Here is a 26,337-nt window from a genome sequence, read left to right as displayed (position 1 = left end):
TCAGTTGAGTTTCTTCGTTAGGTACTGCGAAAAACCCTTTGGCATAGCAGTATTAAAGATCTTTATGGTTTTAGGGTGACGCGCAAATGCAACTCCTGAAGTTGCTCATCAGCTATAGGTGCCGGCGCATCTATCATAACATCCCTGCCGCTATTGTTTTTGGGAAACGCAATAAAATCGCGAATGGTCTCCTGACCTCCTAAAATAGCCGTAAGTCTATCTAAGCCAAAGGCGATACCACCGTGTGGCGGGGCACCATATTGAAAGGCATCCATTAAAAATCCAAACTGCGCTTTTGCTTCTTCGGCACTAAATCCAAGATGGCGGAACATGATGCGCTGCATTTCCTTATCGTGTATTCGTATAGAGCCTCCACCAATTTCATTGCCGTTAAGTACTAAGTCATACGCATTGGCTTTTACCGCACCCGGATCGGTATCTAGTAAGACCAATTGATCGGGTTTGGGTGACGTAAAAGGGTGGTGCATTGCGTGATAATGACCGGTTTCCTCATCCAATTCTAACAGCGGAAAATCGATGACCCAAAGTGGTGCAAATTCGTCCGGTTTTCGCAAACCCAGTTGATGTGCCAGTTCCATGCGCAAGGCACTGAGTTGTGTTCGTGTTTTATCCTTATCCCCGGCCATAATAAGCATTAAATCTCCTAAATCGGCATTCATTTGCGACCGGAAATGTTCTAAAGCAGCAGTATCGAAAAACTTGTTTACCGAAGAGGTCAACGTACCATCGGGATTGTGTTTTATCCAAACCAAACCACTGGCACCCACCTGAGGTCTTTTCACCCAATCGACTAAGGCATCAATTTGTTTTCTGGTGTAGCTGGCACAGCCTTTTACGGTAATCCCGACCACCAATTCGGCATCGTCAAACACATTAAAATTAAAGGAATCTTCCAGCGGATGTAGGGCGCAAAATTCCATGCCAAAACGGATATCGGGCTTATCGTTTCCGTATTTTTCCATGGCCTCATCATAGGTCATCCTTGGAAAATCCTGAACAGTTACGCCTTTTATAGCTTTAAGTAGGTGTTTGGTGAGCCCTTCAAAGGTGTTTAGGATGTCTTCTTGCTCAATAAAGGCCATTTCACAGTCGATTTGTGTAAATTCCGGCTGCCTGTCGGCCCGCAAATCTTCATCTCTAAAACATTTTACAATTTGGAAGTATTTGTCCATACCGCCGACCATCAGCAATTGTTTAAAGGTTTGGGGCGATTGTGGTAAGGCGTAAAACTGACCCGCATTCATTCTACTGGGCACCACAAAATCTCGTGCTCCTTCGGGCGTAGATTTTATCAGATACGGCGTTTCTACTTCTATAAAACCGGCATCCGAAAGATATTTACGCACCTCCATAGTTACTTTATGCCTAAAAATGAGGTTATTTTTGACTGGGTTTCTGCGAATATCCAAATAGCGGTACTTCATGCGAAGGTCTTCGCCGCCATCCGTTTGGTCTTCAATGGTAAAAGGAGGAATTAGAGATTTGTTTAACACCGTCAGTTTAGAAACCATTACTTCGATATCGCCGGTGATCAGATTCGGGTTTTTTGAAGCTCGTTCTATCACCGTACCTTCAACTTGTATTACAAACTCCCTGCCCAAACTTCGGGCTTGTTCCAAAATTTTGGCCGAGGAACGCTCTTGGTCAAATATAAGTTGTGTAATACCATACCGATCACGAAGATCGACCCAAATGACGAAGCCTTTGTCTCTGGTTTTTTGAACCCATCCGGAAAGGGTAACCTGTTTGTTGATATCGGATAATCGCAATTGGCCGCACGTGTGGTCTCTGAACATGGTTTTCTAATAAAAATGATTGCAAATGTAGAAGTTATCCTTTGAACCACATATAGTCTTCCTAAAGAAATTGACCCTAACCTTTGAATAATAAGAGGACAAAATAAATTCTTGTTAAAAAAAACATAATATATGATATATCTTATGTAAATTGTTCCCATTAACTCAAAAAACTACTAAATGAAAGCAACTTTACGCAAAGCTGTATTTCCTTTTTTGTTCTTGGCTTTGCCTGTATTGGCGTTAGCGCAGGGAACAATTTCAGGAACTATTACAGAGGCCGCTACCGGACAGCCATTACCCGGGGTTAACGTTATTGTTAAAGGCACCGCCAATGGCACCACCGCCGATTTCGACGGTAATTTTCAGATCAATGTAACCGGTTTTCCGGTAACCTTGGTGTTTTCTTCTTTAGGATACGGCACTAAAGAACAGACCATTACCGGTCCCTCAACCGTTAATGTGGCATTGGCAGAAACAGCCACAGGATTAGATGAGGTGGTGGTAACCGGACTTGCTACCTCTATAAAACGAGAGAATTTGGCCAATGCCGTGGCCTCTGTTTCGGCCGCCGAACTGGCCGGAATTACACCTCCCCAAACCTTAGATGGCGCCTTGGCTGGAAAATTTGCCGGAGCCTTAATTACCAAGAGTTCGGGAGCGCCCGGAGGAGGGATATCGGTTCGGCTCAGAGGGGTAACTTCAGTAAACGGAAATTCGCAGCCATTGTACATTGTAGATGGGGTATATGTGAATAACAGTAGTATTGCGGCTCCAGGGCTTAATGCCGTTTCGGGTGCTGCTGCCGGAGGGAATGCCTCTAACCAAGACAACCCATCGAACCGTATAGCTGATATTAACTCGGACGATATTGAAAGTGTGGAAATCCTTAAGGGAGCTGCCGCGGCAGCCATTTACGGGGCACGTGCGGCCGCAGGGGTAATTATTATTACCACCAAAAAGGGAGAAGCAGGTAAAACAAAAGTATCTTTTTCTCAGGCCTTCGGGTTTAATGAAGTTATTCGCCTTAGAGGACTGCGTAATTTTACACCTGAAATTGCAGAGGCAGGTTTTGGTGCCGGGCAAGGAGCGTTATTTACCGCAGCTCAGAACAATGGGTCTTTAATAGATTACGAAAAAGAAATCTTCGGCGAGGAAGGGTTTATCTCCAATTCTAACGTGAATATTTCAGGAGGGTCAGACAACACCTTATTTTATGGTGGGTTTTCTAATAATGAAGAAGAAGGTATTGTAAAAGGCACCGGGTACAATCGGAAATCAATTCGCCTTAATTTAGATCATCGGTTTTGGGGAGATCGCGCCAAGTTATCTTTAAACACAAACTACGTTAATTCGTCTGCTGATAGAGGATTTTTTAATAATGATAATTCCGGAACAACCATAGGCGTGGCACTAACCTCAACGCCTCCTTGGGCGTAGTTGTTCCCGGATGAGAACGGAAACTATCCGGATAATCCTTTTGGTTCCTCTAATCCCTTACAGACGCGAGACCTGATTACGAATAATGAGAGCATTAACAGGTTCATTGTAGGCAGTAGTTTGGATTTAAGTTTGTATCAAAATGAAAAATCTAACCTAAAATTGATCTTAAGGGGAGGTGTCGATTATTTTAATTTAGTAACAACAGCAATTTTCCCGAAAGAACTTCAGTTTCAGAAAATATCGAATGGAGGACTCAATGGGTTAACTGCCCAAGGAAATACAGAAAATAAGGATGTCAATTTTTCTGCATTTCTTGTTCATAACTATTTTACAGACAACAATATAAGTTTTACAACACAAGCAGGGGTTACCAAACAGACGTTTTCGCAAAATACCGTCCGAAATACTACAACAAATCTCATAGGATCTGAAACCAACGTGGATCAGGGTGCCAACTTTAGCGTACAACAGTTTCGTTTGGAGCAAGAGGATTCCGGTTTTTTTGTTCAGGAAGAGGTAAATTATCAGGATAAATTAATTGGTACTTTAGGCGTTCGCGGCGATAAATCCAGTAATAATGGCGATGCCAATAAATTGTTCTACTACCCAAAGGCATCAGGAGCCATCAACTTTCATAATTTCGATTTTTGGAAGATAGATGCCATAAGCCAATTGAAATTGCGAAGTGCTTATGGGGAAGCCGGGAATTTTGCGCCAAACGGTGCATTGTTTACTGCGTATTCCAATTCCTTAATAGATGGTATCGTGGGCATTACGGTACCCACAACATTGGGCGACCCAAACATTAAGCCCGAAAGGCAAAAGGAGTTTGAAGTTGGTTTGGATGCCGGTCTTCTAAATAATCGGATTTCCTTAGAGCTCACCTATTATGTAAAAACGGTAGACGACCTTATCCTTGCGGCAAATATTGAACCTTCATCCGGTTTTAATACGCGCTTTGACAATGCAGGAAACTTAGAAAATAAAGGGGTTGAACTGGCCATTAATGCAGCTGTTTTTGAAAAGGGAGACTTTACATGGGATACCGGAATCATTTTTTTCAGAAACAGATCCGAGATTACCAAACTCAATGTAGAGCCTTTTAATACCGGTGGTTTTGGCACGGGTTTAGGGACATTCAGAATAGAGGAAGGTAAAAGCGTAACCCAAATTGTAGGGAACGATGGAAGTGGAGGCATTATAAAATTGGGCGATGCAGAACCCGATTTTCAAATGACGTTTACCAATAGTTTTAAATACAAAAATTGGGATCTTTCTTTTTTATGGCACTGGAAGAAAGGTGGAGATAACGTTAACCTATCCAACCTTTTATTCGATTTTGGCCAAACCACAGGCGATTTTGATGATGTTACCTTAGATCCGGAACGACTGGTTTCTAATGGCAATTTTAGGATTAATTCCTTTTTTGCCGGCGATGCCGATGCCTTTGTAGAAGATGCAGGCTATCTGCGCCTTAGAGAAATAGGGTTGTTCTATACCGTGAACAAAAGTTTTTTAGATCGGGCGTTTCATGGCTATGTATCTAATATAAAACTTGGTTTGTCGGGCAATAACCTAATCAATAGTTTTGATTACAATAGCTATGACCCCGAAGTGTCGAACTTTGGTTCTAACGGATTGTCGACAGGCGTAGAGGTAACTCCTTTCCCTTCTTCCAAGCGTTATTTATTTCATCTTTCCGTAGATTTTTAATCCCTAAATAGTATAAAAATGAACAGTTATAAAAAATTATTATTTTTCCTCATCCCCGCACTAGTGGTAATTTCTTGTGATGTGGAAGATGGCGAAAACTTAAACGGTGCCGACACCGCCTCGGTTTCTTCGGATATTTCCCGAGGGGAATTGGGGGATGCCATTGGTGGCATACTAGCCGATATGCGTCGTAATATTGCTACACAAGTAGACGCTTCGGCGGTGGTTGGAAGAGAATATTGGCGGATACAATCGTCTGATCCAAGATGGACGGGAGATCTATTAACGGGGTTGTTAGACAATAACACCTTCTACACCACCCAGCCCTTTGGAGCAAGGTACGCCACCGTAAAAGATGTAAACTTGGTATTAGAAGGTTTAGAAAATACTACAGCCGACTTTTCCGATGCCGAGAAATCTGCAATTCGCGGATTTGTAAACACCATAAAGGCGCATGAACTACTCAGTGTGCTTCATTTGCAGTTTCAGAATGGTATTCGTGTAGACGTAGCAGATCCTAATAATTTAGGCCCTTTTGTGAGTTATACAGAGGCGTTAGACTTTTTAACGACGCTTTTAGCTTCGGCCACAAGCGATTTGGCTGCCGGAGGCACGAGTTTCCCTTTTGCATTAACCTCTGGATTTGAAGCATTTAATAGTCCGGCAAATTTTCTCGGATTTGCCAAAGCGGTTGCCGCCAGAGTAGAATTGTACAAAGGAAACTATCCCGGAGTGCTGAGTCAGCTCGCAGATTCCTTTCTAGATTTGGGTGGTGATCTTAATTCCGGAGCCTATCTTACCTTTTCCCTTACCGGGGTAGATGTAGCGAATCCGTTGTTTTTTGCGTTGAACTCTACGGTAGCTAATGCCCGTATTGTGCATCCTAGTTTTGTTGCTGATGCCGAGGCAGGAGATAATCGTTTAGCAAAAGCACAACTACGCGACACCCCTTTAACCAATGACAATCTCACCGGTGCTTATGATGTTTGGGTTTACCAAAGTAACGTAGCGCCTATAGGAATTATTAGAAATGAAGAATTAATTTTGATGTATGCCGAAGCACATCATATTACAAACCCTACAGAAGCCGTAAATGCCATTAATGTAATACGCAATGCAGCGGGTCTGGCCAACTACGCCGGAGGTACTGCCGCAGCAGATTTGGCCAATGAAATCTTAAATCAGCGCCGGTATTCTTTGTTCGCAGAAGGCGGGCATCGTTGGATAGATCTTCGAAGATTTGATAGGCTTGCCGATCTTCCTTTAGACCGAACAGGCGACGGTAGGGTAACCCAATTCCCTATACCACAGAACGAGAATCAATAGTTAAAAATTTTTTTTACGTAAAAACTCCCTTTTTCAGGGAGTTTTTTGTTTGTTAAAGTACTGTTTATCAAGAAATTATTTTTTCAATGTAAATTTAATGTTAATTCAACGTTTATTTTACGTAAAATAGTTGTAACTTTATGACGTTATAGGAACAAGGTTTACCATAAAAAATTAGAAATCATGAAAAAAACACTCTTTATAATCGCATTTTTCGTAGGATTCGGAATCTATGCCCAAGATACCAAAACCAAATATGAACAAGAGGGAGACCTACTAAAGGCCACCTATTATCATGACAATGGGGAAATTGCCCAAATAGGTTATTTTTTGAACGGCAAATTACACGGTGAGTGGCAAATGTATGACGAAAATGGCGCAAAATTGGCTAAAGGTTCTTACGTAAGCGGACAAAAGACCGGCAAATGGTATTTTTGGGAAGGCGAACACCTAAGCGAAGTAGATTTTGTGGACAGTAAAATAGCCCATGTAAAGAAGTTAAATGCTAAAGATCCTGTGGTTACCAATAAGTCCTAGTAAAAGGAAACCATAAAATTAAGAACCCCCAATGATAACTATCATTGGGGGTTTTTGTATCCGTGAATCTAACGTACATGAACATAAAAATACCAACGAGCCTATCATAGTACAAAATAGGGCAGTACATGCCATGTTTCACGAATTTCAAAAGCCTTCTTATACTAAAAACGAAGCAACACGCTGTTTTATAACCGGAAGTGCTACACATACTACATGGTCTATTTTGCGGGATAAACAATACATTCTGGCAGACGAAACAACCGACTAAAAACACAAAAGTTCCAATGTAATCGCGAGAATCCGCACTACTGAAACCCATTGTTTCCATAAGAAAACGAAGTAGTCTGTTTTTATTTTTTCAAAAGACCAATTAGGATGCTATTTTTGTAGTTAAATAGGCATTATGAATCTAGGGCATCTCGGCAATCAATCTGTAGGTCTTGTCCTATCGGGTGGCGGTGTGCGCGGCATGGCACATATTGGTTTGCTTAAGGCTTTAAGAGCGGTTGGCATTGTACCCCATACCGTTTCAGGAAGTAGTGTGGGTGCGTTGGTAGGAGCCCTATATGCGAACGGAAACAGCATAGACGAAATGTTGTTGTTTTTTAAAGAGACGCCCTTATTCAAGTATAATTTTTTTACCATTACGAAATCGGGATTTATAGATACCGATAAATATTTCGATCTTTTTAAATCCTACTTTCCGGAAGATAATTTCGAGTCGTTGATCCATAAGCTTCATGTGGTGGCTACCAATTTAGAAAAGGGAGAGGAAGAATTTTTTTCAACAGGCCCCTTAATTCGCACCCTATTGGCATCAGCTGCTTTGCCTCCGGTTTTTAGTCCGGTAGAGCTTAACGGTCAGTTTTACGCCGATGGGGGTATAATGAACAATTTTCCATTGGAACCGCTACGAAATAAGGTCGATTTTATTATTGGAAGTAATGTTTCTATTGTGGCTAAGGCCACGAAAAACGAATTAAAAAATTCGCTACAACTAACCGGAAGAGTAACCGGTTTGATGATCTATGCCCTGAATCGAGATAAATTAGCTTCCTGTGATGTGCTAGTAGAACCCAAGGAATTAGAATCTATAGGCGTGTTGGATCGTAAAGGGATAGAAAAAGCGTATGGTCTAGGCTACGACCACGCTATGCGGGTTTTGGAGAATCTACAGGCTTCCTAGAAGCCTCCTTGTTCCCAAAGGGGAATGGGCTGAAATGGCTTCGGCTAGATGTCGAAATTTTTCGCATTCCAGTTTTTCAGGCGCTGACGGTTGTTGTGATTCTGTGATGGAGTGATCTAGTGATCCAGTGATCCAGTGATCTTGTTATGATGTGATGTTGGGTATAACTAGATCACTTGATAACTCGAGAGAATCTACCAGCTTCCTAGAAGCCTCCTTGTTCCCAAAGGAGAATGGGTTGAAATGGCCGCGGTTAAGTGTCCAAACGTGCCTGTCTCTTATTTCTAAACACCGCAAACCATTAACCATCAACGATCAACCATCAACGATCAACGAACAACGGACAACCAAAACAATTCTAGAGGGGCTACACATCATCGTAATCTACCTTTAAGCTCGGGGTTATCGGGTGCGCCTGACAGGTAAGGATTAATCCTTCGGCAATTTCGCCATCGGTAAGAATTTGATTCTTTACCATTTCGGCTTTCCCTTCTACAATCCGGGCAATGCAGCTACTGCAAACACCGCCTTGGCAAGAGTACGGCGCATCAATTTGTTCTTTCAGAACCGCATCCAATACCAATTGTTTCTTGTCCATGGTAAAGGTATATTCCTCATCTTCTAACACCACGGTAACGGTAGTCTTGCCTTCTGGTTTTTCGGGAAGTTCATCTTTAATTTCGGTGGAAGTAAACAGTTCAAAACGAATTTTTGATTCCGGAACACCCTCATCTTTTAAGGTATCGGTTACCAACTGAATCATAGCTTCCGGACCGCACAGGTAATAGTCATCAAAAACAAGATCTTTATGCTTTTGCTTTAGTACGTAATTCACCGTGGCCACATCGATACGGCCAAACAATGCGTTTTCTTCCCGGGACTGACTGCAAATAAAATGCACAAAAAACCTATTGGTATATTCTAACTGAAGTTTTACAATATCCGTATAAAACATCGTTTCTTTAAAGGATTTATTGCCGTACACCAAGGCAAATTTGCTTTTTGGATTGCTTTTTAGAACACTGCGTGCTATACTGATAATAGGGGTAATGCCACTTCCCGCGGCAAACGCAACAATAGTTTTGGCTTGCGGAGTTTCGGTAAAAATAAAACGCCCTTCGGGAGGCATAACTTCCAGTACATCGCCCACCGCTAATTTGGTGTTGGCATAGTCGGAAAAACCTCCTTTATCTACCTTTTTTACCCCTATGGTAATACCATCGCTATGGGGCGAAGAACTTATAGAATAGGCACGACGAAGTTCCCTTCCCTTTAGTTCCTTTTTAATAGTGATATATTGTCCGGCACTAAAGGAAAACGTCTGAATTAATTCCTTGGGAATTGCAAATGTTATCGCAACAGCGTCGGGAGTTAATGTGTTAATTCGTTGTACTACTAAGGGATAAAATTGAGCCATCGGTTACATTTTGATGCAAAAATAAGGAAAGCGATCAGCAGAATAAACGGAAACCTCGAAAATTTATACCTATACACCTTAGGTATGCTAAAATAATGTATATTTGAACATACGATCGTTGTGCAACGACCGCGTAGTGTGCATCAGAAACTATACGTTACGTCGGTTAGTATGGAGGTAAACGAAAATAAATAACAATGGCAAATTCCAAATTAATGAAGGGCAGTCTTACAACCATTATCTTAAAACTTTTAGAAACAGAAGGTAAGATGTACGGCTACGAAATTACGCAAAAGGCAAAAGCACTTACCCAAGGCGATGTGCAAATTACCGAGGGCGCCTTATACCCGGCCTTACACAAATTGGAAGCCGAAGGTATGTTAGAAGTGGAGGTAGCCATGGTAGATAATCGCCTGAGAAAATATTACAAACTTACCCAACAGGGCGAAAAGGAAATGGTTCATCGATTGGCCGAGTTAGAAGATTTTATTAGAAGCATGCAGCAACTGCTACACCTGAAATGGAATAGGAGTTAACGCGCAAAGCGATGAGGTTAAGGAAGCAGCATTTAAAAGCGATTAAGGTGTTTTAAAAAAACAAAAAATAAATGTCAGATGTAAGCCTAACAGCAGCCCAACTAAAATCTATAGCTACCTACTTAAAAAACAGTGATGTGCGGTTTATAGACGTGCGTATGGAGCTGGTAGATCATATAGCCTTGAGCGTAGCGCAAAAAATGATCTTAGATAATTCAACATTTTATGATGCTTTTAAGGATTATATGGTGGCACATAAGCAGGAACTCCTTAAGGACTACGAGAGGGGGTGGCGCAAGCTTCAATTACAGTCTTTTAAAATGGTTTTTATGCAATTAAAAAATCCGGTACTCCTTGTGTTTTCAATGCTGTTTTTCGTTTTCTTAGCCCTTTTTAGTAGTTCTTCTTATGCGCCTTTCCCGCATCTTTCTTTTCAAATTACACTATTAGGGATTGCACTGATCATCTATGCCCTCGGAACAATACCTTATAAAAAGCACCGATATTCAGTTCTGCAAGCCTTACTATGGCCTTTATTTTTTTTAACGTATTTGTTGCTTTTTGCATTTAATGTTGAACGAAGTGAATGGTTGTTTTTTCAACTTCCATTAGGGATTGGCAATCTGGGTACCACTTTGTATTGTGGTTTTGTAATTTCGGTGCTGATCCTCTTTTTTAAAATGAGAAAGGCCTATGGCTTAAAGTATTCGGCTTTATGAAAGTATCCCAAGACCAACTAACAAAATTATATCGTTTTACGCGTACCCATTATGTGGCGCATTATGACGTACAGACAGAATTGGTAGATCATTTAGCTAATGGCATAGAATACCAATGGAAAGAAAATGGAAACCTATCGTTTGAAGAAGCATTGCACCGGGAATTTAAGAAGTTTGGGGTGTTTGGTTTTCACGACCTTATTGCCCAAAAACAAAATGCGATGAACAAAAAATACCGTGCTATATTATGGCGGTTTTTTAAAGAATGGTTTCGGTGGCCTAAAATAATAGGGACGTTTTTTAGTGCCTGTGCTATTTTTTTAATACTTAGATATCTAAATGCGTATAAAATTAAACCAATGCTCATTGTGGGTGCACTTTTACTGGTTTCTTTAGGTGTATTGGGATATTTATTTTGGTCTAGGGCATCACGTGAACTTAAAATGGTACAATGGGGCAGAAAGTATATGTTGGGTGAAATGATCTATAATTTTGGAAATAGTGCAATCGTAGCCATTTTTTTGGCCAACGCCGCCAATTTCCTATATATTTTTAATTCTAGCATCTATTATACCGTCCTATTTGATGCGGTATGTACGGCAACCTTGGTGAGTTTTTCCTTAATCTTGTATAGTGTGTTGTGGGTACTGCCCGCTAAGGCAGAGGCATTGCTTGCGGAAACCTATCCGGAGTTAAGGCAGGCAACCGCTGTAACAAATGTATAAGAAAGTAGACCTATTTGCGAACACGAAAATCATTAATAACACCTAAAAAATTTCACATGAAACATCTTTGCTTTTTAATTGCCACCGTATTTTTTGTTAGTGCCAACGCACAAGAATCAACTGATTTGGAAAAAGCCATTGAATTGATTCAATTAACCGGGGCTACAAGTACCTTTGATTTGGCCATAGATCAATTGGGTGTTGCTGTTCCTGTTCAAAATAGGGAGGCGTATACCAAAGAGGCTCGTGGTACTTTGGGTGCGATATACAGCGAAATGGGAGCGTTGTACGTGGAAGAATTTACGCCGGCTGAAATAGAGGATTTAATTCGCTTTTACCATACCGATCTTGGAAAAAAACTAGCATCAAAACAAAATCTTATGATACAAAAAGGCATGAATATTGGTCAAAATTGGGGCTTTAAAGTAAGTCAGATCGCACAAAAGCATAGCGAAAATTAAATTAAAGGTCATGTTCAAACACTTTATCACTTTACAATGGAAATCGTTTTTTAGATCGGCTGCCTTTGGAAAAAGTCTTGGACTAAAGATTTTCATGATTTTTATGGGGCTGTATCTTTTGGCCTCTTTAACAACACTTAGTGGAAGTTTGTATTTTATTTTGCAGAAGCTGGTCCCCGATCAGGAACCCATGTGGGTAGTGTCTCAATATCTCTTTTATTGGGTGCTTATAGAACTTCTCTTTCGTTATTTTCTGCAAAAGTTACCGGTAGTGGACATTCGCCCTTTGCTCATCAACAACATTTCAAAATCCAGTATTGTTCATTATATCCTGGGGCGTTCCGCATTTTCCGGATTTAATCTTTTGGTGGTCGTAAGTTTCTTGCCTTTTTCCATGGTGTTGCTCTATAAAGGCTATCCTTTCTTACATGTTATCGTGTGGTTTTTGGCCATGGTACTTTTGGCATTGTGCATTAACTACATCAATTTTTTAATCAACAAAAGCGATAAGGCCTTTTATTATATAGGGGGTAGTTTGGTGTTCCTTTTGGCACTCGATTATTTTGGAATAAGTTCCGTATCAAAAATGCTTGCACCTGTATTTCATGGATTGTATGCCTATCCCGTAACCATCCTTATTCCTGTTGCACTAGTCGTAACGAGCTATTTTATAAACTATAATTATCTTAAAAAAATATTGTATTTGGATGGCGTACTGCACGTAAAATCTAAAACAGCCACAACTTCAGATTTGGCCTGGACCAAGCGATTTGGAGAAATGGCACCCTTTCTGCAATTGGATTTAAAACTCATTTGGCGCAATAAGCGCACTAAATCTCAGGTATATATTTCACTGTTGTTTGTGTTTTACGGTCTATTTTTTTATCCGCAAGAAATCTACGCCAATATGGCCTATATGCATGTATTTTTAGGCATATTTATGACCGGAATTTTTCTGTCTAATTTCGGTCAATTTATTCCGGCTTGGGACAGCGCCTATTACAGCATGATGATGTCTCAAAATATTCCATTGCGCACGTATTTAGAATCGAAAGCATTGCTTATTACCGTGAGTGTTTTTGCCATGTTTCTCCTCACCATACCCTATGTGTATTTCGGGTGGAATGTGCTTGCCACCAATTTTGCCTGTGCCGTTTACAATCTCGGAGTTAATATTCCTGCCATTCTCTATTTTGGATCGTTTAACAAAAAGCGCATAGAATTGGACCAGAGTCCGTTTGGCAATATGCAGGGCACTAGTGCCACCCAGTTTTTAATAATGTTGCCGGTTTTAATAGCTCCCATGCTATTGTTTAGCCTTCTTAACTACCTGGTATCATTAGAGGCAGCCGTTATTGTACTCACTGTTTTGGGGGTCATAGGTTTTGCCTTTAGGCGTACGCTTTTGGATAGGGTAACGGCGCAGTATGCCAAAAAGAAGTATGGAATGATTGCCGGTTTTAAACAGAAAAACGGATAACTATTTTGCTAAAAAATGTAAATGCTATGATCTCAATTTCGAATCTCTCAAAAACCTACGGAAATCAAATCGTATTAAACATTACATCTTTAGAAATACCCAAGGGGCAAAGCTTTGGTCTGGTGGGAAATAATGGAGCTGGGAAAACAACCCTGTTTAGTTTGTTGTTAGATTTAATAGCACCCACTACCGGGCATATTACCAATCAAGAGGTTCAAGTAAACCAAAGTGAGGCGTGGAAACCGTATACCGCTGCTTTTATTGATGAGACTTTCTTAATTGGATACCTTACCCCCGAAGAGTATTTCTATTTTATTGGCGAACTCCGAGGAAGAAATAAAGCCGATGTAGACGCCTTGCTTTCGGGCTATGACGATTTTTTCCACGGGGAAATTCTAGGACAGCAAAAGTATTTGCGCGATTTGTCTAAAGGAAACCAAAAGAAAGTGGGGATAGTAGCCAGTTTTATTGGAAACCCGGAGGTTATTGTTTTAGACGAACCCTTTGCCAATCTAGATCCTAGCACCCAGATTCGTTTAAAAGCCATTATTAAAGATTTGGCAGCTACCAAAGGGGTCACTATTTTAGTATCTAGCCACGACCTTATTCATGTTACCGAGGTGTGCGAGCGCATCGTGGTCTTAGAGAAAGGACAGGTGGTGAAGGATATAGCAACTTCTCCCCAAACCTTACAAGAGCTGGAGACTTTCTTTACCATTTAACCCTTGGTAACAAGGCACAGTTTCTAAGACGAACAGACCCATGGGTTGGTTTTATGAACTACCATTGTGCAGACCTCCAAAAAATGCACCCCTAAGATACCTTAAAGGTCGTTAAAAGGGCATCGAGGTGCTTATGAAAATTCATAAAATAGACCCTACAAATCAATAGGTTTGAAACAAACACCTTCACGCATCAAAAAAATCGGGTTTGCGAAAAGATTAAAATCACTTTTTATCGACCAACTACATAATAATCGCCTTGTTTTTTAGTTAAGGTTAGGTACGTATAAGATCAACTTTGAAGCTTTCTAAAAAACATAGTGTAATTCTTGCCTTTGCATTGGTTTTACTAAGTGCGTGTTCTACAAAAAAAGACGCTTTCGTAAATCGCAATTGGCATGCCTTAAACACCAAATTTAACACCTTATACAACGGCAACATCGCTTTTGAAGAAGGCCGTGAGGGACTCAATGAAACCTACAGAGACGATTATTGGGAAGTACTCCCCGTAGAGCGCCTTGAGGTGAAGGATGAAATAGAACTCGATTCCGAAAACAACAACCCCAACTTTCTTATTGCAGAAGAAAAGGCCACTAAAGCCATACAAAAACACAGTATGGATATTAAGGACGTGGAGAAAAATCCGCAAACCGACGAGGCATTTCTGCTTTTGGGTAAAGCCCGCTATTTTGATCAGCGGTATATCCCGGCATTGGAGGCTTTTAATTATGTGCTTCGAAAATATGAACAGAGCGACAAACTCAACGAGGCTACCATATGGAGGGAAAAAGTAAATATTCGCTTGCAAAACGAGGAGCTCGCACTTAAAAACCTCAAGCGTCTGCTAAAACAAGAACGCTTAAAAGATCAGGAGTACGCCGATGCACGTGCCATGATGGCGCAGGCCTACATTAACCTAAAAATTCCGGATACCGCCATTCAAAATTTAAAAATTGCAGCGGCCTATACCCCCAAGCATCCGGAAAAGGGAAGGTACTACTATATTATAGGGCAATTGTATAACCAGTTGCAATTTAAGGATAGTGCAAATATGGCTTTTGATAAAGTAATTGCATTAAACAGAAAATCGCCGCGGATTTACATGATTAATGCCCATGTACAAAAAATTCAGAATACGCCTATTACGGAAGACAACAATGAATTTTTGTTAGAATACTTAACCGATTTAGAAGAAAACAGGGAAAATCGGCCTTTTTTAGATAAAATTTATAGAGAACTAGCCTTATACCACTTAACTAATGCTTCGGATAGTATCGCCTTGGTCTATTTTAATAAATCGTTAAAGGCGACGCAAAACCTGCCTCAGCTGAATGCGTTGAACTATGAAAATTTAGCCGAATATCACTTCGATAAAAATGAATATAAAACGGCAGGAGCTTATTATGACAGCGTACTAACGAACGTAAAGGAAAACACGAGAAAGTTTAGAAGCATTAAAAAGAAATCGGACAATCTGGAAGATGTAGTGAAGTACGAAGGTATAGTGCAGTATGTAGATAGTGTCGTAAGCCTGTACCACTTACCAAAAGAAGCACAGATAGCCTATTTTGAAGCCCATATTGGTGAGCTCAAACGCAAGGAAGAGGCTGCTGCAAAAAAGGAAGAAGAACGCACCACGGCAGGATTTGCAGATTTTGCCAAAACCAAGGGAGGCAAGGAAAATCAGGGTAAGTTTTATTTTTACAATATTACCAGTTTGGGATACGGTAAAAACACCTTTAAAACAAAATGGGGAGAGCGCTCCTTGGAGGATAATTGGCGATGGGCCGATAAAAACAGAATTCAAACCGTTCAAGAGGATCAAGTTGTTGTGCAATCTCAAACCGCTAATCCGGCGGGGCCTAACCAAGATGAAAAATACCAATTGGACTATTATTTGGCGAAAATACCAACCGATATAGGCGTAATCGATAGCTTAAAAACAGAACGAAATTTTGCCAATTATCAGTTGGGCCTTATTTACAAGGAAAAATTTAATGAAAATTTGCTGGCGGCAAGCAAGCTTGAGGCGGTACTAAACGCTGAACCTGAGGAACGATTAATTCTCCCCTCGAAATACAACCTATATAAAATTTATGAGGAAGCCTCCAGTCCGTTGGCGTTGGAGATGAGGACAGACATCCTTACGAAGCACCCCGATTCTCGATATGCCGAAATTTTGCTAAATCCGCAAGCGGTGTTAGAAGGCAGTCAAGACAGTCCGGATGCCCAATATGCCCGTTTGTATAAAATGTACCAAGAGCAACACTATGTAAGGGTAATCATAGATGCAGAAAAAAATATAGACACCTATACGGGCGACCCTATCGTTCCTAAATTGGAAATGTTAAAGGCAAATGCCATAGGCAGGTTACAGGGGTACACCGCATTTAAGGAGGCACTAAACTACGTGGCATTAAACTACCCTAACAATCCTGAGGGTAAAAGGGCTTCGGAAATGATTGCGGAACAGTTGCCCAAATTGGAGCCGAAAGCATTTGTAGAAGGCGAATCCGCAGTAGGAAATAACAACTGGAAAGTGGTATTTCCGTTTAAGATAAGAGACGACCTAACAGCAGTGAAATTAAAGGAACTTCTAGAAAAGTCGATTAAGGATTTAAGATACAAGAATGAGGTGTCTAAAGATATTTACAATGCGGAAGATGAATTTGTGGTAGTACACGGCTTCAGATCACGTGACTTTGCCTTGGGTTATGCCGAACTTTTAAAAAACAATAAGGATTACCGAGTGACACATGAGAATTTCGTAATTTTATCAGACAATTATAAAATAATACAGGTACATAAAAATATTGCAGACTATAGAAATCACTTTTAACACCCCAAAACCTAGAACAAGATGTTTTCAGATAACAAAAAACCCCGAGTTATGACAGAAGTAGGTGGACAACCCAACAGAATTGAAAAAAACACAAAGATTAAAGGCGACATTATTTCAGAGGCCGATTTTAGAATAGACGGAAAATTGGACGGCAATGTAAAGACATCCGGAAAAGTCGTTATTGGAAAAGATGGCTATATTCATGGCAAAGTAGAATGTGTTAACGCCGACATAGAAGGTAGTTTTAATGGAGAGCTTTTGGTGTCCGACTTGTTATCGTTAAAGGCCTCTGCGGTTATCGAAGGTACGGTTTCTGTAGCCAAGTTAGCGGTAGAACCCGGAGCCACTTTTAACGCATCATGCACCATGAAGGGCAAAGGGAACGCTTCTAGCGGGTCTTCCTATACCTCGGGCACTAACGCTTCTAAGAATGAACCCGCAAAAGCCTCCTAAAAAGAAACCAAATTTTAAAAATGTTGCCGTACTTTCGGGCATTGCTTTTGAAATGGGCGCTATAATTTATTTGGCCGTGCAGGGGGGCAAATGGGTAGACACATACTATGAGTCCGAAAAGAAGATTTTTACGGCCATAGCGGCCTTGTTGGGCGTAGCGATTGCCCTTTGGGTGGTATTGCGTCAATTAAAACGCATTAAATATTAATAAGACCTTCACAACGAACTTGGATTCTTGGAATTGCGATGAGCTGCAGCGCCACGTTTGGCTGTGCGCTAACTAAAAAAGCAGGGAGGCACTTACAAAAGCACGATCTTAAAGCGATGTAAAATGCTGAAAAATAGACATCACATTTAAATTTATCCGTTTGAAGAAGACAAATCCTGTGGTTTTGTATGTAGGATTCCTTTTCCTAGTGTTAGGGTTGTCCTTTTTAAGCCACACTTTTTTATTAGCCGTTTACGAATATCCGCCGTATGGAAATCGTATTGTGTTTTCCTACATCGTAAATTTTTTGCTGGCTTCTTCTATATTTGGGGGACTTTATGCGCTGCGCAATACGTTTAAAAACCAAATTGGGTTTTTGTTTATGGGTGGCAGTTTTATAAAATTTATAGTGTTTTTTATCTTTTTCTATCCCGCGTACCGTAGCGATGGCGTTGTAGATAAACTCGAATTTGCAGCCTTCTTTATTCCCTACGCCATAGGTTTGGCCATAGAGACTTTTTTCACCGCTAAAATGCTTCAAAAACAAACATAATCCTTTCCACTTTTTCTTGTCGTACATAGCGATAAAATAAACAGCATAAATGCTTTTTTCTTTTTGAGAGAATAGTTTACATTTGCACCGATTTTTAGCGACCGATATTTTTACTCTATGGAAAATCCTTTTTTTTCAAAACTTATCTTGGTTTTTATCTTATTTTCTGTTAGTTATGGTTTTGCCGTACTGCCTGAACCGAAAGAAGACGAACCTAAAAAGGATCTTAAATCGGAAATAAAGGAATATATTCAGCATCACTTGCAGGATTCGCATGATTTTTCTTTGTTCTCCTATACCAACGAAAATCATGAACATATTTATGTAGGCGTACCATTACCCGTAATTTTATGGGACAATGGGCTACAGGTTTTTTCGTCTTCCAAGTTGCATCACGGAGAGGAAGTGGCCGAGGTAAATGGCAACTATTACAAGCTATATCACGGCAAAATTTACAAGACTGATGCCGAAGGCACTATAAGCTACGACGAGAATCACCATCCAACAAATACAAAACCGATTGATTTTTCGATTACCAAAAGTGTGGTTATGATTTTTATCACCGGGCTACTCATGCTGTGGCTGTTTTCCAGTTTGGCCAAATCTTACGCTAAAAATGCAGGCGTAGCTAAGGGTGCAGGTCGTTTTTTTGAGCCCATTGTGCTCTATATTAGGGATGATATTGCAAGACCAAATATTGGTGAAAAACGGTATAAAAAGTACATGCCTTATTTACTAACCATCTTCTTCTTTATATGGTTTTTAAATATTTTTGGACTTACGCCTTTAGGGGTGAACGTTACCGGTAATATAGCCATTACTTTTGCTTTGGCGTTACTTACCTTCTTGCTTACTAATTTTACGGGAACTAAAGATTATTGGAAACATTTATTTGATCCACTTGGAGATTCTATGCCTTGGATTGCAAAAATTCCCTTGTACCTTATTTTAGTTCCTATAGAAATTTTGGGGATTTTTATTAAACCCTTCTCCTTATTGATTCGTTTATACGCCAACATGCAGGCAGGGCACATTGTATTAATGAGTTTAATTGGGCTCATGTTTATTTTTAAGAGTTGGCTTGGTAGTCCGCTCTCTTTTGGTTTGGCATTTGCTATTTCATTGATTGAAATTTTAGTGGCGTTATTGCAAGCCTATATATTTACCATGTTATCGGCCTTGTATTTTGGTTTTGCCGCGGAAGAGCATGAACATGATGCCCATGAAAACGAAAGTGAACCGCAATTATCGCATTTGTAAGAAGCACAGATAGATTTTTAAGGTAACTAAGGATGAATTTTTAATTTTTAAACTAGATAGATTATGGAAATTCCAGTAATGGTAGGTGCAGGTTTGGTTGTAATTGGTGTTGGTATTGGTATCGGTAAAATCGGTGGCTCTGCTATGGACGCTATTGCACGTCAGCCTGAGGCTTATGGAAAAATTCAAACAGCGATGTTGATTGCAGCTGCGCTTATTGAAGGTATCGGATTTGCTGCACTTTTTGCAGTGTAATTCGGTATGGAGTACTGCGCATAACGGTTGGTTATGGGCAGTACTTTATTAAAAATTAAAAAGGCTTTTTAAAATAAAGAAAAATGGAAAAGTTACTAAACGAATTTTCAGTTGGGTTGTTTTTTTGGCAAACGTTGTTGTTTGTACTCCTACTTTTGTTACTTCGTAAGTTTGCGTGGAAACCTATACTCAACGCGGTTAACGATCGGGAAGAAGGCATTAAGAATGCCTTAGCTGCGGCAGAGAACGCAAAAAAGGAAATGCAGAACGTTACCGCCGATAGCGAAAAATTATTAAAAGAAGCCCGAGCCGAAAGAGAAGCGCTTTTAAAGGAGGCTCGTGAAATAAAGGAAAAATTAATTGCCGATTCTAAAGAACAAGCCAAATTAGAAGGCGATAAAATGATTCAACAAGCGCAATTGGCTATCGAAGGAGAAAAGAAAGCCGCCGTTGCCGAAATAAAAAATCAAGTGGCCAATCTGTCCCTTGAAATTGCTGAAAAAGTGATAAAAGAACAATTGGCCACCAAAGACAAACAATTGAAATTGGTCGAGAATATTTTGGGCGACATTAAGTTAAGTTAGGCATGAAAGACTCAAAAGTGGCAGTACGATATGCCAAAGCCGTTTTAGACGCAGCCATTTCCAATAAATCAGCAGATGCGGTTGAAAAGGATATGCGGTCTATTTTAACAACACTGTCCGGAAGTAAGGAGCTTCAAGATTTCCTGAAGAACCCTGTGGTAGATGGAAGCACGAAAAAGAAAGTGCTTCATACGGTGTTTACCGATGCCAATGCCATTACAGAAGGATTATTTACTATTTTGCTGGAAAATAAAAGGATTGCTTTGCTAAATGAAGTAGCCTTAAAATATATTATCCTCAATGAAACCTTAAAGGGAGAAGAACTAGCTGTGGTCACCACGGCCGTTGCCCTCACTCCCGAATTAGAGAAAAAGGTGTTGAAAAAGATTAATGAATTGACAAAGAACAAGATTAGCATTAAAAACAATATTGACGAAAGTATTTTAGGTGGTTTTGTTTTGCGTATAGGAGATTTGCAATACGATGCAAGCATTGCCCAAACATTGCGCAATTTAAAAAAAGAGTTTACCAATAGTTTATAAAAACAATTTCAAAGGCAAGAGTCGCATAACCGACTTACGTTAAACGTTTTATATATCATTCACATGGCAGGAGTAAAAGCCGCTGAAGTATCAGCAATTTTAAGGAAACAATTATCAGGATTTGAAACCTCGGCCACTTTGGACGAAGTGGGAACAGTATTACAAGTAGGGGATGGAATTGCCCGAGTATTCGGTCTAGCCAACGTACAGTACGGTGAATTGGTAGAGTTCGATGGCGGATTGCAAGGGATTGTACTTAACCTGGAAGAAGATAATGTGGGTGTGGTGTTATTGAGTCCGTCCCGAAATGTAAAAGAAGGTTCCGTTGTAAAGCGCACCCAAACGATTGCCTCTATCAAGGTAGGAGAAGGTATTGTAGGTCGTGTGGTAAACACCCTAGGTGTTCCCATAGATGGTAAAGGACAGATTAGTGGTACTGTGTACGAAATGCCATTAGAACGCAAAGCACCAGGTGTAATTTTCCGTCAGCCGGTAAACGAGCCCTTACAAACAGGAATTAAAGCTATAGACGCCATGATTCCGGTAGGGAGAGGACAACGCGAATTGGTAATTGGCGATAGACAAACCGGTAAAACCACGGTTTGTATCGACACCATTTTGAATCAGAAAGAATTTTACGATGCCGGAAAGCCGGTATATTGTATCTATGTGGCTATAGGGCAAAAGGCCTCTACCGTGGCTAATATTGCCAAAACCTTAGAAGATAATGGCGCCTTGGCTTATACTACAATTGTAGCCGCGAATGCTTCGGATCCGGCGGCAATGCAGGTGTATGCCCCTTTTGCCGGAGCCGCTATTGGGGAGTATTTTAGAGATACAGGCAGACCCGCTTTGATTATTTACGATGATTTGTCGAAACAAGCGGTGGCCTATCGAGAAATATCCTTGTTGTTACGCCGTCCACCGGGACGCGAGGCCTATCCCGGGGATGTTTTTTACCTGCACTCCCGCTTGTTAGAACGTGCTGCGAAGATTATTGCAGACGACACCATTGCCAAAGACATGAACGATTTACCGGATTCTTTAAAACCTTTGGTAAAAGGAGGTGGATCGTTAACAGCGTTACCGATTATTGAAACTCAGGCAGGAGACGTTTCTGCGTATATTCCTACGAACGTAATTTCTATTACAGACGGACAGATATTCTTAGAACAAGATTTATTCAACCAAGGGGTAAGGCCTGCCATCAATGTGGGTATTTCGGTATCTCGTGTAGGGGGCAATGCGCAGATCAAATCTATGAAAAAGGTCGCGGGAACGCTAAAGTTAGATCAAGCTCAATTTCGGGAACTCGAAGCTTTTGCCAAATTTGGTTCCGATTTGGATGCTGCGACTTTAAATGTTATCGAAAAAGGAAGACGTAATGTAGAAATTCTAAAACAAGCGCAAAACGATCCGTTTACCGTAGAAAATCAAGTTGCTATTATCTATGCCGGTTCTAGGAATTTGTTGCGCGATGTTCCGGTAGAAAAGGTACGGGAATTTGAAAGGGATTATATAGAATTCCTGAACGCCAAACACAGAAACATTCTCGATGATTTAAAAGCGGGCAAACTAACAGATGAAATCACGGATACCTTAGCAACGGTTTGTAAAGACTTGTCACGGAAATATAAGAATTAGTTTTTACATAAAGTAAAGAGTACACAGTACTAAGCACAAAGTAAATCTTGTTTTGATTTCTGAATACGTTGTACTTAATACTAAATACTAGAAATATATGGCAAACTTAAAGGAAATACGCAATAGAATAAGTTCAGTATCTTCAACCATGCAGATCACCAGTGCCATGAAAATGGTGTCTGCGGCCAAGTTGAAGAAGGCGCAAGATGCAATTACGGCCATGCGACCTTATGCAGACAAGCTTACCGAACTTTTACAAGGGCTAAGTGCTAGTTTAGAATCAGATTCTGGAAACAAATTCTCCCAAAACAAACCGCTAAATAAGGTGTTGATTGTGGCAATCACTTCCAATCGAGGTCTTTGTGGGGCGTTCAATACCAATATCATAAAACAAACCACTCATTTAGCAAAGGATGCGTATGCCGGTAAAGAAGTAGCCGTTTTTGCCATTGGTAAAAAGGCCAATGACATCCTAAAAAAGCGTTTTTCCATCATTGCGAATAAAAGTGCCATTTATGAAGAGTTAACCTTTGAAAACGTAGCCCAGATTGCCGAAGAATTAATGGTATTGTACACCAATGGCAGCTATGATAGGATTGATATCGTCTACAATAAGTTTAAAAATGCGGCTACACAAATCGTCATGACCGAGCAATTTTTGCCCATCGTACCCATGAAAGGGCAAACCAATGGCGAATCGGATTATATTTTTGAACCTTCCAAAGAAGAAATTGTAGCACAATTGATTCCGAAATCTCTAAAAACACAGCTCTACAAGGGTATCAGGGATTCCTTTGCCAGTGAGCATGGTGCGCGTATGACGGCTATGCATAAGGCCACTGACAATGCCACCGAATTAAGAAATCAATTAAAGCTAACGTACAATAAAGCACGACAGGCGGCTATCACTAATGAAATTTTAGAGATCGTTGGCGGCGCAGAGGCGTTAAATGCCTAGTTTATTTCAATCTGACTGTAAAAGGTACTGTGTAGTCAATCGTTCTTGCTGTATCTGGTTTTGTAACCCCTAATTGTACAAAGATTTGGATCTGATTCGCTCAAATTAAAAGTAGCATCAGGGTTTGTGCTATTCGCTTCAGAAGTCAAGGTTTTATTTCCGTTTTTCCTATGTGATTCATTCGGCTGTATGTTCTTAAACTAAGGTTGAAAGTTTTGTTTCTTCAAAAAATGGTTACCTTAGTCTTGTTATCATAAAACCTTCTTGCAATAATTTTGTAGTGCTCGGGTATAGTAACACCTATAGGAAATACATACCTGTTAAAGTCATAGCCATTCGTTTTGCCATGAGGCAAAATACGCAAAATAAAAGGGGTACTTAATTGTTTTATATGAAACTAGGCATGCGACAAAGTATAACACGCAAGAGAATGATTCTTGTCGAGTTACATTCCTGTGCTGAGCGCAGTCCAAGCATTACCGATTTAACAAAAAAAATACTAACATATGAAACGCCCATGTAAAAATAGTGACACATAGGAGTATGATGGTTGTAAGGCCTTCCACCTGTCCGCTTAAAATCAAAAAATAGAAACACATGAAATATATTATAATAACCGTTGTGCTCGCTTCTCTTGTACTTATTATTTATGGTTTTAGCATAAAAGAAGATGCTAATGCTTTGGCGCATAAGTGTATTGGCTTTGGTACCGTAGGTCTTTTTTTGATTGCGATGCCGTTATTTTTGATTAAAGCGGGCAAGGGAAAAAACGTGAAAGATTACATGCTTACCGAAGAAAATATTAGAAAAATGCAAGGAAAAAAAGAAAAAAAGGGGAACAATCCATAATTTTTCTAAGATTTAGACCACATTTCAAAGAGGTATAAACAAAAAAACATAAATTAGCAAGACAAACTTTATATTATTTTAATTTTTATTTAAATGACTGGAACAGTAAAATTTTTTAATGGATCCAAGGGATATGGATTCATTACCAACGACGACACAGGAAAGGACATCTTTGTTCATGCTACTGCATTGAACGGGCTGGAATTACACGAAGGTGACAAAGTAGAATATCAAGAAGAAGAAGGTAGAAAAGGCGTAGTTGCGGCGGCAGTTCGCAAAATATAGCAGGTATTTATTTTGAAGCACACGTAACACCTGTAAGTGCAGGTGTTTTTTTATTGAAATTTCACTTCCCGAAAGACAAGTCAAATCCCATAGTTGTGTTTAAAACTAAAAAAAATTATCTTCGGAAAGAAATATGGTTTTTAATTGTCCAATATAATTGGTCATTTCGGTAATTCAATGATTTTACGCTTCCAACCTATAACCGTCTGGGAGCGTTAGGCTTTTTCTAATGGTAGCCAACACATCGTCAATATAACCTCATTATCTTGTTCTATGCCAAAACAGGCTCCAAAAAACAACTGGTGCAAGTGCAATTAAACGAAGCATACCCACCCGACCGCTGTCAGTAGTTACTAGAGGCCGGTGTGCCCATATTACAGAATTTCCCAACCTTTACGGTAGCTGCCATTGACCCATTCGTTGGCCTTGTCATAATTAGTAACTCGCATATTTTCCCCGTCCCAAAGTATTTTACGTCTTCCCGGTGTATCATACGGATCCCAATCGCCCACTTTTTTCCCAGGCTTTAGTTCCTTATATTGATAGGCCTTAATAGCCAAATTTCCCATAAGAACCGCCTCGGTAAGAGGTCCCGATCTGGAAAAATCGGAAGAAGTAGCCACCCCGTTTAGGCAAGCTTCCACAAAATTTCGTTGGTGGCCGGAAACAGAACCTTCAATTCGTGTAAGGGAAGGTTGCGGAGGATTAAATAGGGCCATATCCGTAGAAGGAAATAATCGGGCGTTTTGCGAATAGGTATCACACACTAAAATACCTTTGCTGCCGTAAAAGACGCTACCGCCACCTGTATCGCCAATAGTTTCGCCGTCTTGTAATTCATCAGGTAAATCGGGTTTAATGCCGCCATCGTACCAATTTAAGGCAATGTCGCCATGGGTTTCGGTAGTAAACTTTAATCGTACTACAGAAGATGGCGGACAGGAGGCGCTGTAATCGGCTTCCACAAAATCGCCAACCCACACCGTGGTGCAACTGGCTTCCGCTTCGGTAGGATACCCCAAATCTAACACGCCAAAAGGAGTTTCCATGATGTGGCAGCCCATATCTCCTAGGGCTCCGGTACCAAAATCCCACCAACCTCGCCACTTAAAAGGGAGGTAGGCTTCGTGATAGTCGCGTTTTGCGGCAGGGCCCAACCACAAGTCCCAGTCCAACTCCTTAGGAACCGGCATTTTACCACTAGGAATAGCAACGCCTTGTGGCCACACAGGGCGGTTTGTCCAACAATCTACTTTATGTACTTTTCCTATAATTCCGGATTGTATCCATTCTTTGGCTTGCCGGCTACCATCGCTAGAGGCACCCTGATTGCCCATTTGGGTTACGATTTGCTGTTCCTTAGCCACTTGGGTCATTAATCGTGCTTCTTTAATGTTATGGGTGAGCGGCTTTTCTACGTACGCATGTTTTTTAGCTCTCATAAAAGGAAGCGCAATTGTGGCATGTGTATGATCCGGAGTAGCCACCATAATGGCATCCATTTCGTCTAGATGTTTGTCATACACCTTTCTGAAATCGGTATATCGCTTTGCTTTAGGAAATTTTGCATAGGTTTCGGCCGCCCTGCGATCATCTACATCGCAAAGGGTTACAAATTTCACCTTGGCGGTTTCGTCCAGTCCGTTCATAACCCCGGCACCCCTTCCGCCCACACCAAATGCACCAATGTACAAGGTATCGCTAGGGGCAACATGGTTTTTGCCCAAAACAAAACTGGGCACAATGGAAAAAACGGCTGAGGAAGCCGCTGCATTTTTAATGAATTTTCGTCTTTGCATGATATCGGTTTAAAAGCCCT

At 40.5% G+C, this 26,337-nt stretch carries 26 protein-coding genes and 1 pseudogene; 24 read left to right on the top strand and 3 right to left on the bottom strand.

Annotated elements, in window-relative coordinates; genetic code table 11:
* Positions 1 to 62 precede the first annotated feature (62 nt).
* The gene (gene aspS, locus U1E44_RS11090; protein WP_322931155.1) at positions 63 to 1,817 is read right to left on the bottom strand and encodes an aspartate--tRNA ligase; all 1,755 of its coding nucleotides are present in this window, start codon (positions 1,815 to 1,817) and stop codon (positions 63 to 65) included.
* A 180-nt stretch (positions 1,818 to 1,997) separates the two neighbouring features.
* Here aspS and U1E44_RS11085 point away from each other — a divergent pair, with 180 nt between their 5' ends.
* The 6 genes from U1E44_RS11085 (at position 1,998) to U1E44_RS11060 (ending at position 8,025) form a co-directional block, all read left to right on the top strand.
* The gene (locus U1E44_RS11085) at positions 1,998 to 3,257 is read left to right on the top strand and encodes a carboxypeptidase-like regulatory domain-containing protein (protein ID WP_322931154.1); all 1,260 of its coding nucleotides are present in this window, start codon (positions 1,998 to 2,000) and stop codon (positions 3,255 to 3,257) included.
* A complete protein-coding gene (locus U1E44_RS11080; protein WP_322931153.1) occupies positions 3,258 to 4,973 on the top strand; it encodes a TonB-dependent receptor domain-containing protein in 1,716 nt (571 codons plus the stop codon).
* An 18-nt stretch (positions 4,974 to 4,991) separates the two neighbouring features.
* Positions 4,992 to 6,299 (top strand): RagB/SusD family nutrient uptake outer membrane protein, encoded by a 1,308-nt coding sequence (locus tag U1E44_RS11075; RefSeq protein WP_322931152.1) that lies wholly within the window; start codon positions 4,992 to 4,994, stop codon positions 6,297 to 6,299.
* A 183-nt stretch (positions 6,300 to 6,482) separates the two neighbouring features.
* Positions 6,483 to 6,836 (top strand): toxin-antitoxin system YwqK family antitoxin, encoded by a 354-nt coding sequence (locus U1E44_RS11070; RefSeq protein WP_322931151.1) that lies wholly within the window; start codon positions 6,483 to 6,485, stop codon positions 6,834 to 6,836.
* Between the two features lie 31 nt (positions 6,837 to 6,867).
* A complete protein-coding gene (locus U1E44_RS11065) occupies positions 6,868 to 7,107 on the top strand; it encodes a hypothetical protein (RefSeq protein ID WP_322931150.1) in 240 nt (79 codons plus the stop codon).
* 135 nt (positions 7,108 to 7,242) lie between these two features.
* Positions 7,243 to 8,025: a patatin-like phospholipase family protein gene (locus U1E44_RS11060; protein WP_322931149.1), complete on the top strand. Its 783-nt coding sequence runs from the start codon at positions 7,243 to 7,245 to the stop codon at positions 8,023 to 8,025.
* 367 nt (positions 8,026 to 8,392) lie between these two features.
* Here U1E44_RS11060 and U1E44_RS11055 read toward each other — a convergent pair whose 3' ends face one another.
* Positions 8,393 to 9,442 (bottom strand): ferredoxin--NADP reductase, encoded by a 1,050-nt coding sequence (locus tag U1E44_RS11055; protein ID WP_322931148.1) that lies wholly within the window; start codon positions 9,440 to 9,442, stop codon positions 8,393 to 8,395.
* 197 nt (positions 9,443 to 9,639) lie between these two features.
* Here U1E44_RS11055 and U1E44_RS11050 point away from each other — a divergent pair, with 197 nt between their 5' ends.
* The 18 genes and pseudogenes from U1E44_RS11050 (at position 9,640) to U1E44_RS10965 (ending at position 24,518) form a co-directional block, all read left to right on the top strand.
* Complete coding sequence (locus U1E44_RS11050) at positions 9,640 to 9,978, top strand: PadR family transcriptional regulator (protein ID WP_322931147.1); 339 nt, start codon at positions 9,640 to 9,642, stop codon at positions 9,976 to 9,978.
* Positions 9,979 to 10,049: 71 nt separating this feature from the next.
* Positions 10,050 to 10,697: a hypothetical protein gene (locus U1E44_RS11045; RefSeq protein WP_322931146.1), complete on the top strand. Its 648-nt coding sequence runs from the start codon at positions 10,050 to 10,052 to the stop codon at positions 10,695 to 10,697.
* Positions 10,694 to 11,422, top strand: a complete 729-nt coding sequence (locus U1E44_RS11040) for a hypothetical protein (protein WP_322931145.1) — start codon at positions 10,694 to 10,696, stop codon at positions 11,420 to 11,422. The genes U1E44_RS11045 and U1E44_RS11040 overlap by 4 nt, the downstream gene beginning before the upstream one ends.
* A 56-nt stretch (positions 11,423 to 11,478) precedes the next feature.
* A complete protein-coding gene (locus U1E44_RS11035) occupies positions 11,479 to 11,883 on the top strand; it encodes a DUF2059 domain-containing protein (RefSeq protein WP_322931144.1) in 405 nt (134 codons plus the stop codon).
* A 10-nt stretch (positions 11,884 to 11,893) separates the two neighbouring features.
* The gene (locus U1E44_RS11030) at positions 11,894 to 13,363 is read left to right on the top strand and encodes a DUF5687 family protein (protein WP_322931143.1); all 1,470 of its coding nucleotides are present in this window, start codon (positions 11,894 to 11,896) and stop codon (positions 13,361 to 13,363) included.
* Between the two features lie 26 nt (positions 13,364 to 13,389).
* Positions 13,390 to 14,085 (top strand): ABC transporter ATP-binding protein, encoded by a 696-nt coding sequence (locus U1E44_RS11025; protein ID WP_322931142.1) that lies wholly within the window; start codon positions 13,390 to 13,392, stop codon positions 14,083 to 14,085.
* 298 nt (positions 14,086 to 14,383) lie between these two features.
* A pseudogene (gene porW, locus U1E44_RS11020) lies at positions 14,384 to 16,979 on the top strand (type IX secretion system periplasmic lipoprotein PorW/SprE).
* Positions 16,946 to 17,380 carry a bactofilin family protein gene (locus U1E44_RS11015; protein WP_323673881.1) on the top strand — a complete coding sequence of 145 codons (435 nt, stop codon included), beginning with the start codon at positions 16,946 to 16,948 and terminating at the stop codon, positions 17,378 to 17,380. The pseudogene porW and the gene U1E44_RS11015 overlap by 34 nt, the downstream one beginning before the upstream one ends.
* Positions 17,358 to 17,588 carry an AtpZ/AtpI family protein gene (locus U1E44_RS11010; RefSeq protein WP_322931139.1) on the top strand — a complete coding sequence of 77 codons (231 nt, stop codon included), beginning with the start codon at positions 17,358 to 17,360 and terminating at the stop codon, positions 17,586 to 17,588. The genes U1E44_RS11015 and U1E44_RS11010 overlap by 23 nt, the downstream gene beginning before the upstream one ends.
* Positions 17,589 to 17,748: 160 nt before the next feature.
* The gene (locus tag U1E44_RS11005) at positions 17,749 to 18,141 is read left to right on the top strand and encodes a DUF6168 family protein (protein ID WP_322931138.1); all 393 of its coding nucleotides are present in this window, start codon (positions 17,749 to 17,751) and stop codon (positions 18,139 to 18,141) included.
* Positions 18,142 to 18,258: 117 nt separating this feature from the next.
* Complete coding sequence (atpB, locus tag U1E44_RS11000) at positions 18,259 to 19,401, top strand: F0F1 ATP synthase subunit A (RefSeq protein ID WP_322931137.1); 1,143 nt, start codon at positions 18,259 to 18,261, stop codon at positions 19,399 to 19,401.
* Between the two features lie 63 nt (positions 19,402 to 19,464).
* Entirely contained in the window at positions 19,465 to 19,656 is a 192-nt protein-coding gene (atpE, locus tag U1E44_RS10995; protein WP_091865249.1) for an ATP synthase F0 subunit C, read from the top strand.
* Positions 19,657 to 19,739: 83 nt separating this feature from the next.
* A complete protein-coding gene (locus tag U1E44_RS10990; protein WP_322931136.1) occupies positions 19,740 to 20,240 on the top strand; it encodes a F0F1 ATP synthase subunit B in 501 nt (166 codons plus the stop codon).
* Positions 20,241 to 20,242: 2 nt separating this feature from the next.
* Positions 20,243 to 20,782 carry an ATP synthase F1 subunit delta gene (gene atpH / locus U1E44_RS10985; protein WP_322931135.1) on the top strand — a complete coding sequence of 180 codons (540 nt, stop codon included), beginning with the start codon at positions 20,243 to 20,245 and terminating at the stop codon, positions 20,780 to 20,782.
* 63 nt (positions 20,783 to 20,845) lie between these two features.
* Complete coding sequence (gene atpA, locus U1E44_RS10980; protein ID WP_322931134.1) at positions 20,846 to 22,426, top strand: F0F1 ATP synthase subunit alpha; 1,581 nt, start codon at positions 20,846 to 20,848, stop codon at positions 22,424 to 22,426.
* Between the two features lie 97 nt (positions 22,427 to 22,523).
* Entirely contained in the window at positions 22,524 to 23,384 is an 861-nt protein-coding gene (gene atpG, locus U1E44_RS10975) for an ATP synthase F1 subunit gamma (RefSeq protein WP_322931133.1), read from the top strand.
* A 597-nt stretch (positions 23,385 to 23,981) separates the two neighbouring features.
* Complete coding sequence (locus U1E44_RS10970) at positions 23,982 to 24,233, top strand: hypothetical protein (RefSeq protein ID WP_322931132.1); 252 nt, start codon at positions 23,982 to 23,984, stop codon at positions 24,231 to 24,233.
* 93 nt (positions 24,234 to 24,326) lie between these two features.
* Positions 24,327 to 24,518 (top strand): cold-shock protein, encoded by a 192-nt coding sequence (locus U1E44_RS10965; protein ID WP_322931131.1) that lies wholly within the window; start codon positions 24,327 to 24,329, stop codon positions 24,516 to 24,518.
* A 374-nt stretch (positions 24,519 to 24,892) separates the two neighbouring features.
* Here U1E44_RS10965 and U1E44_RS10960 read toward each other — a convergent pair whose 3' ends face one another.
* A complete protein-coding gene (locus U1E44_RS10960) occupies positions 24,893 to 26,317 on the bottom strand; it encodes a Gfo/Idh/MocA family protein (RefSeq protein WP_322931130.1) in 1,425 nt (474 codons plus the stop codon).
* Between the last annotated feature and the right edge of the window lie 20 nt (positions 26,318 to 26,337).

The sequence above is a fragment of the Aurantibrevibacter litoralis genome (assembly GCF_034651555.1).
GTDB classification, from domain to species: Bacteria; Bacteroidota; Bacteroidia; order Flavobacteriales; family Flavobacteriaceae; genus Aurantibrevibacter; species Aurantibrevibacter litoralis.
The sequence above is the reverse complement of the archived record's forward strand: the minus strand, read 5'-3'. Positions and strand labels throughout refer to the sequence as shown.

Bases quoted from the DNA above. Each gene is read 5' to 3' on its own strand.
- aspS (WP_322931155.1), bottom strand. From the start codon at position 1,817: ATGTTCAGAGACCACACGTGCGGCCAATTGCGATTATCCGATATCAAC.
- U1E44_RS11085 (WP_322931154.1), top strand. From the start codon at position 1,998: ATGAAAGCAACTTTACGCAAAGCTGTATTTCCTTTTTTGTTCTTGGCT.
- U1E44_RS11075 (WP_322931152.1), top strand. From the start codon at position 4,992: ATGAACAGTTATAAAAAATTATTATTTTTCCTCATCCCCGCACTAGTG.
- U1E44_RS11070 (WP_322931151.1), top strand. From the start codon at position 6,483: ATGAAAAAAACACTCTTTATAATCGCATTTTTCGTAGGATTCGGAATC.
- U1E44_RS11065 (WP_322931150.1), top strand. From the start codon at position 6,868: ATGATAACTATCATTGGGGGTTTTTGTATCCGTGAATCTAACGTACAT.
- U1E44_RS11060 (WP_322931149.1), top strand. From the start codon at position 7,243: ATGAATCTAGGGCATCTCGGCAATCAATCTGTAGGTCTTGTCCTATCG.
- U1E44_RS11055 (WP_322931148.1), bottom strand. From the start codon at position 9,442: ATGGCTCAATTTTATCCCTTAGTAGTACAACGAATTAACACATTAACT.
- U1E44_RS11050 (WP_322931147.1), top strand. From the start codon at position 9,640: ATGGCAAATTCCAAATTAATGAAGGGCAGTCTTACAACCATTATCTTA.
- U1E44_RS11045 (WP_322931146.1), top strand. From the start codon at position 10,050: ATGTCAGATGTAAGCCTAACAGCAGCCCAACTAAAATCTATAGCTACC.
- U1E44_RS11040 (WP_322931145.1), top strand. From the start codon at position 10,694: ATGAAAGTATCCCAAGACCAACTAACAAAATTATATCGTTTTACGCGT.
- U1E44_RS11035 (WP_322931144.1), top strand. From the start codon at position 11,479: ATGAAACATCTTTGCTTTTTAATTGCCACCGTATTTTTTGTTAGTGCC.
- U1E44_RS11030 (WP_322931143.1), top strand. From the start codon at position 11,894: ATGTTCAAACACTTTATCACTTTACAATGGAAATCGTTTTTTAGATCG.
- U1E44_RS11025 (WP_322931142.1), top strand. From the start codon at position 13,390: ATGATCTCAATTTCGAATCTCTCAAAAACCTACGGAAATCAAATCGTA.
- U1E44_RS11015 (WP_323673881.1), top strand. From the start codon at position 16,946: ATGTTTTCAGATAACAAAAAACCCCGAGTTATGACAGAAGTAGGTGGA.
- U1E44_RS11010 (WP_322931139.1), top strand. From the start codon at position 17,358: ATGAACCCGCAAAAGCCTCCTAAAAAGAAACCAAATTTTAAAAATGTT.
- atpB (WP_322931137.1), top strand. From the start codon at position 18,259: ATGGAAAATCCTTTTTTTTCAAAACTTATCTTGGTTTTTATCTTATTT.
- atpE (WP_091865249.1), top strand. From the start codon at position 19,465: ATGGAAATTCCAGTAATGGTAGGTGCAGGTTTGGTTGTAATTGGTGTT.
- U1E44_RS10990 (WP_322931136.1), top strand. From the start codon at position 19,740: ATGGAAAAGTTACTAAACGAATTTTCAGTTGGGTTGTTTTTTTGGCAA.
- atpH (WP_322931135.1), top strand. From the start codon at position 20,243: ATGAAAGACTCAAAAGTGGCAGTACGATATGCCAAAGCCGTTTTAGAC.
- atpA (WP_322931134.1), top strand. From the start codon at position 20,846: ATGGCAGGAGTAAAAGCCGCTGAAGTATCAGCAATTTTAAGGAAACAA.
- atpG (WP_322931133.1), top strand. From the start codon at position 22,524: ATGGCAAACTTAAAGGAAATACGCAATAGAATAAGTTCAGTATCTTCA.
- U1E44_RS10970 (WP_322931132.1), top strand. From the start codon at position 23,982: ATGAAATATATTATAATAACCGTTGTGCTCGCTTCTCTTGTACTTATT.
- U1E44_RS10965 (WP_322931131.1), top strand. From the start codon at position 24,327: ATGACTGGAACAGTAAAATTTTTTAATGGATCCAAGGGATATGGATTC.
- U1E44_RS10960 (WP_322931130.1), bottom strand. From the start codon at position 26,317: ATGCAAAGACGAAAATTCATTAAAAATGCAGCGGCTTCCTCAGCCGTT.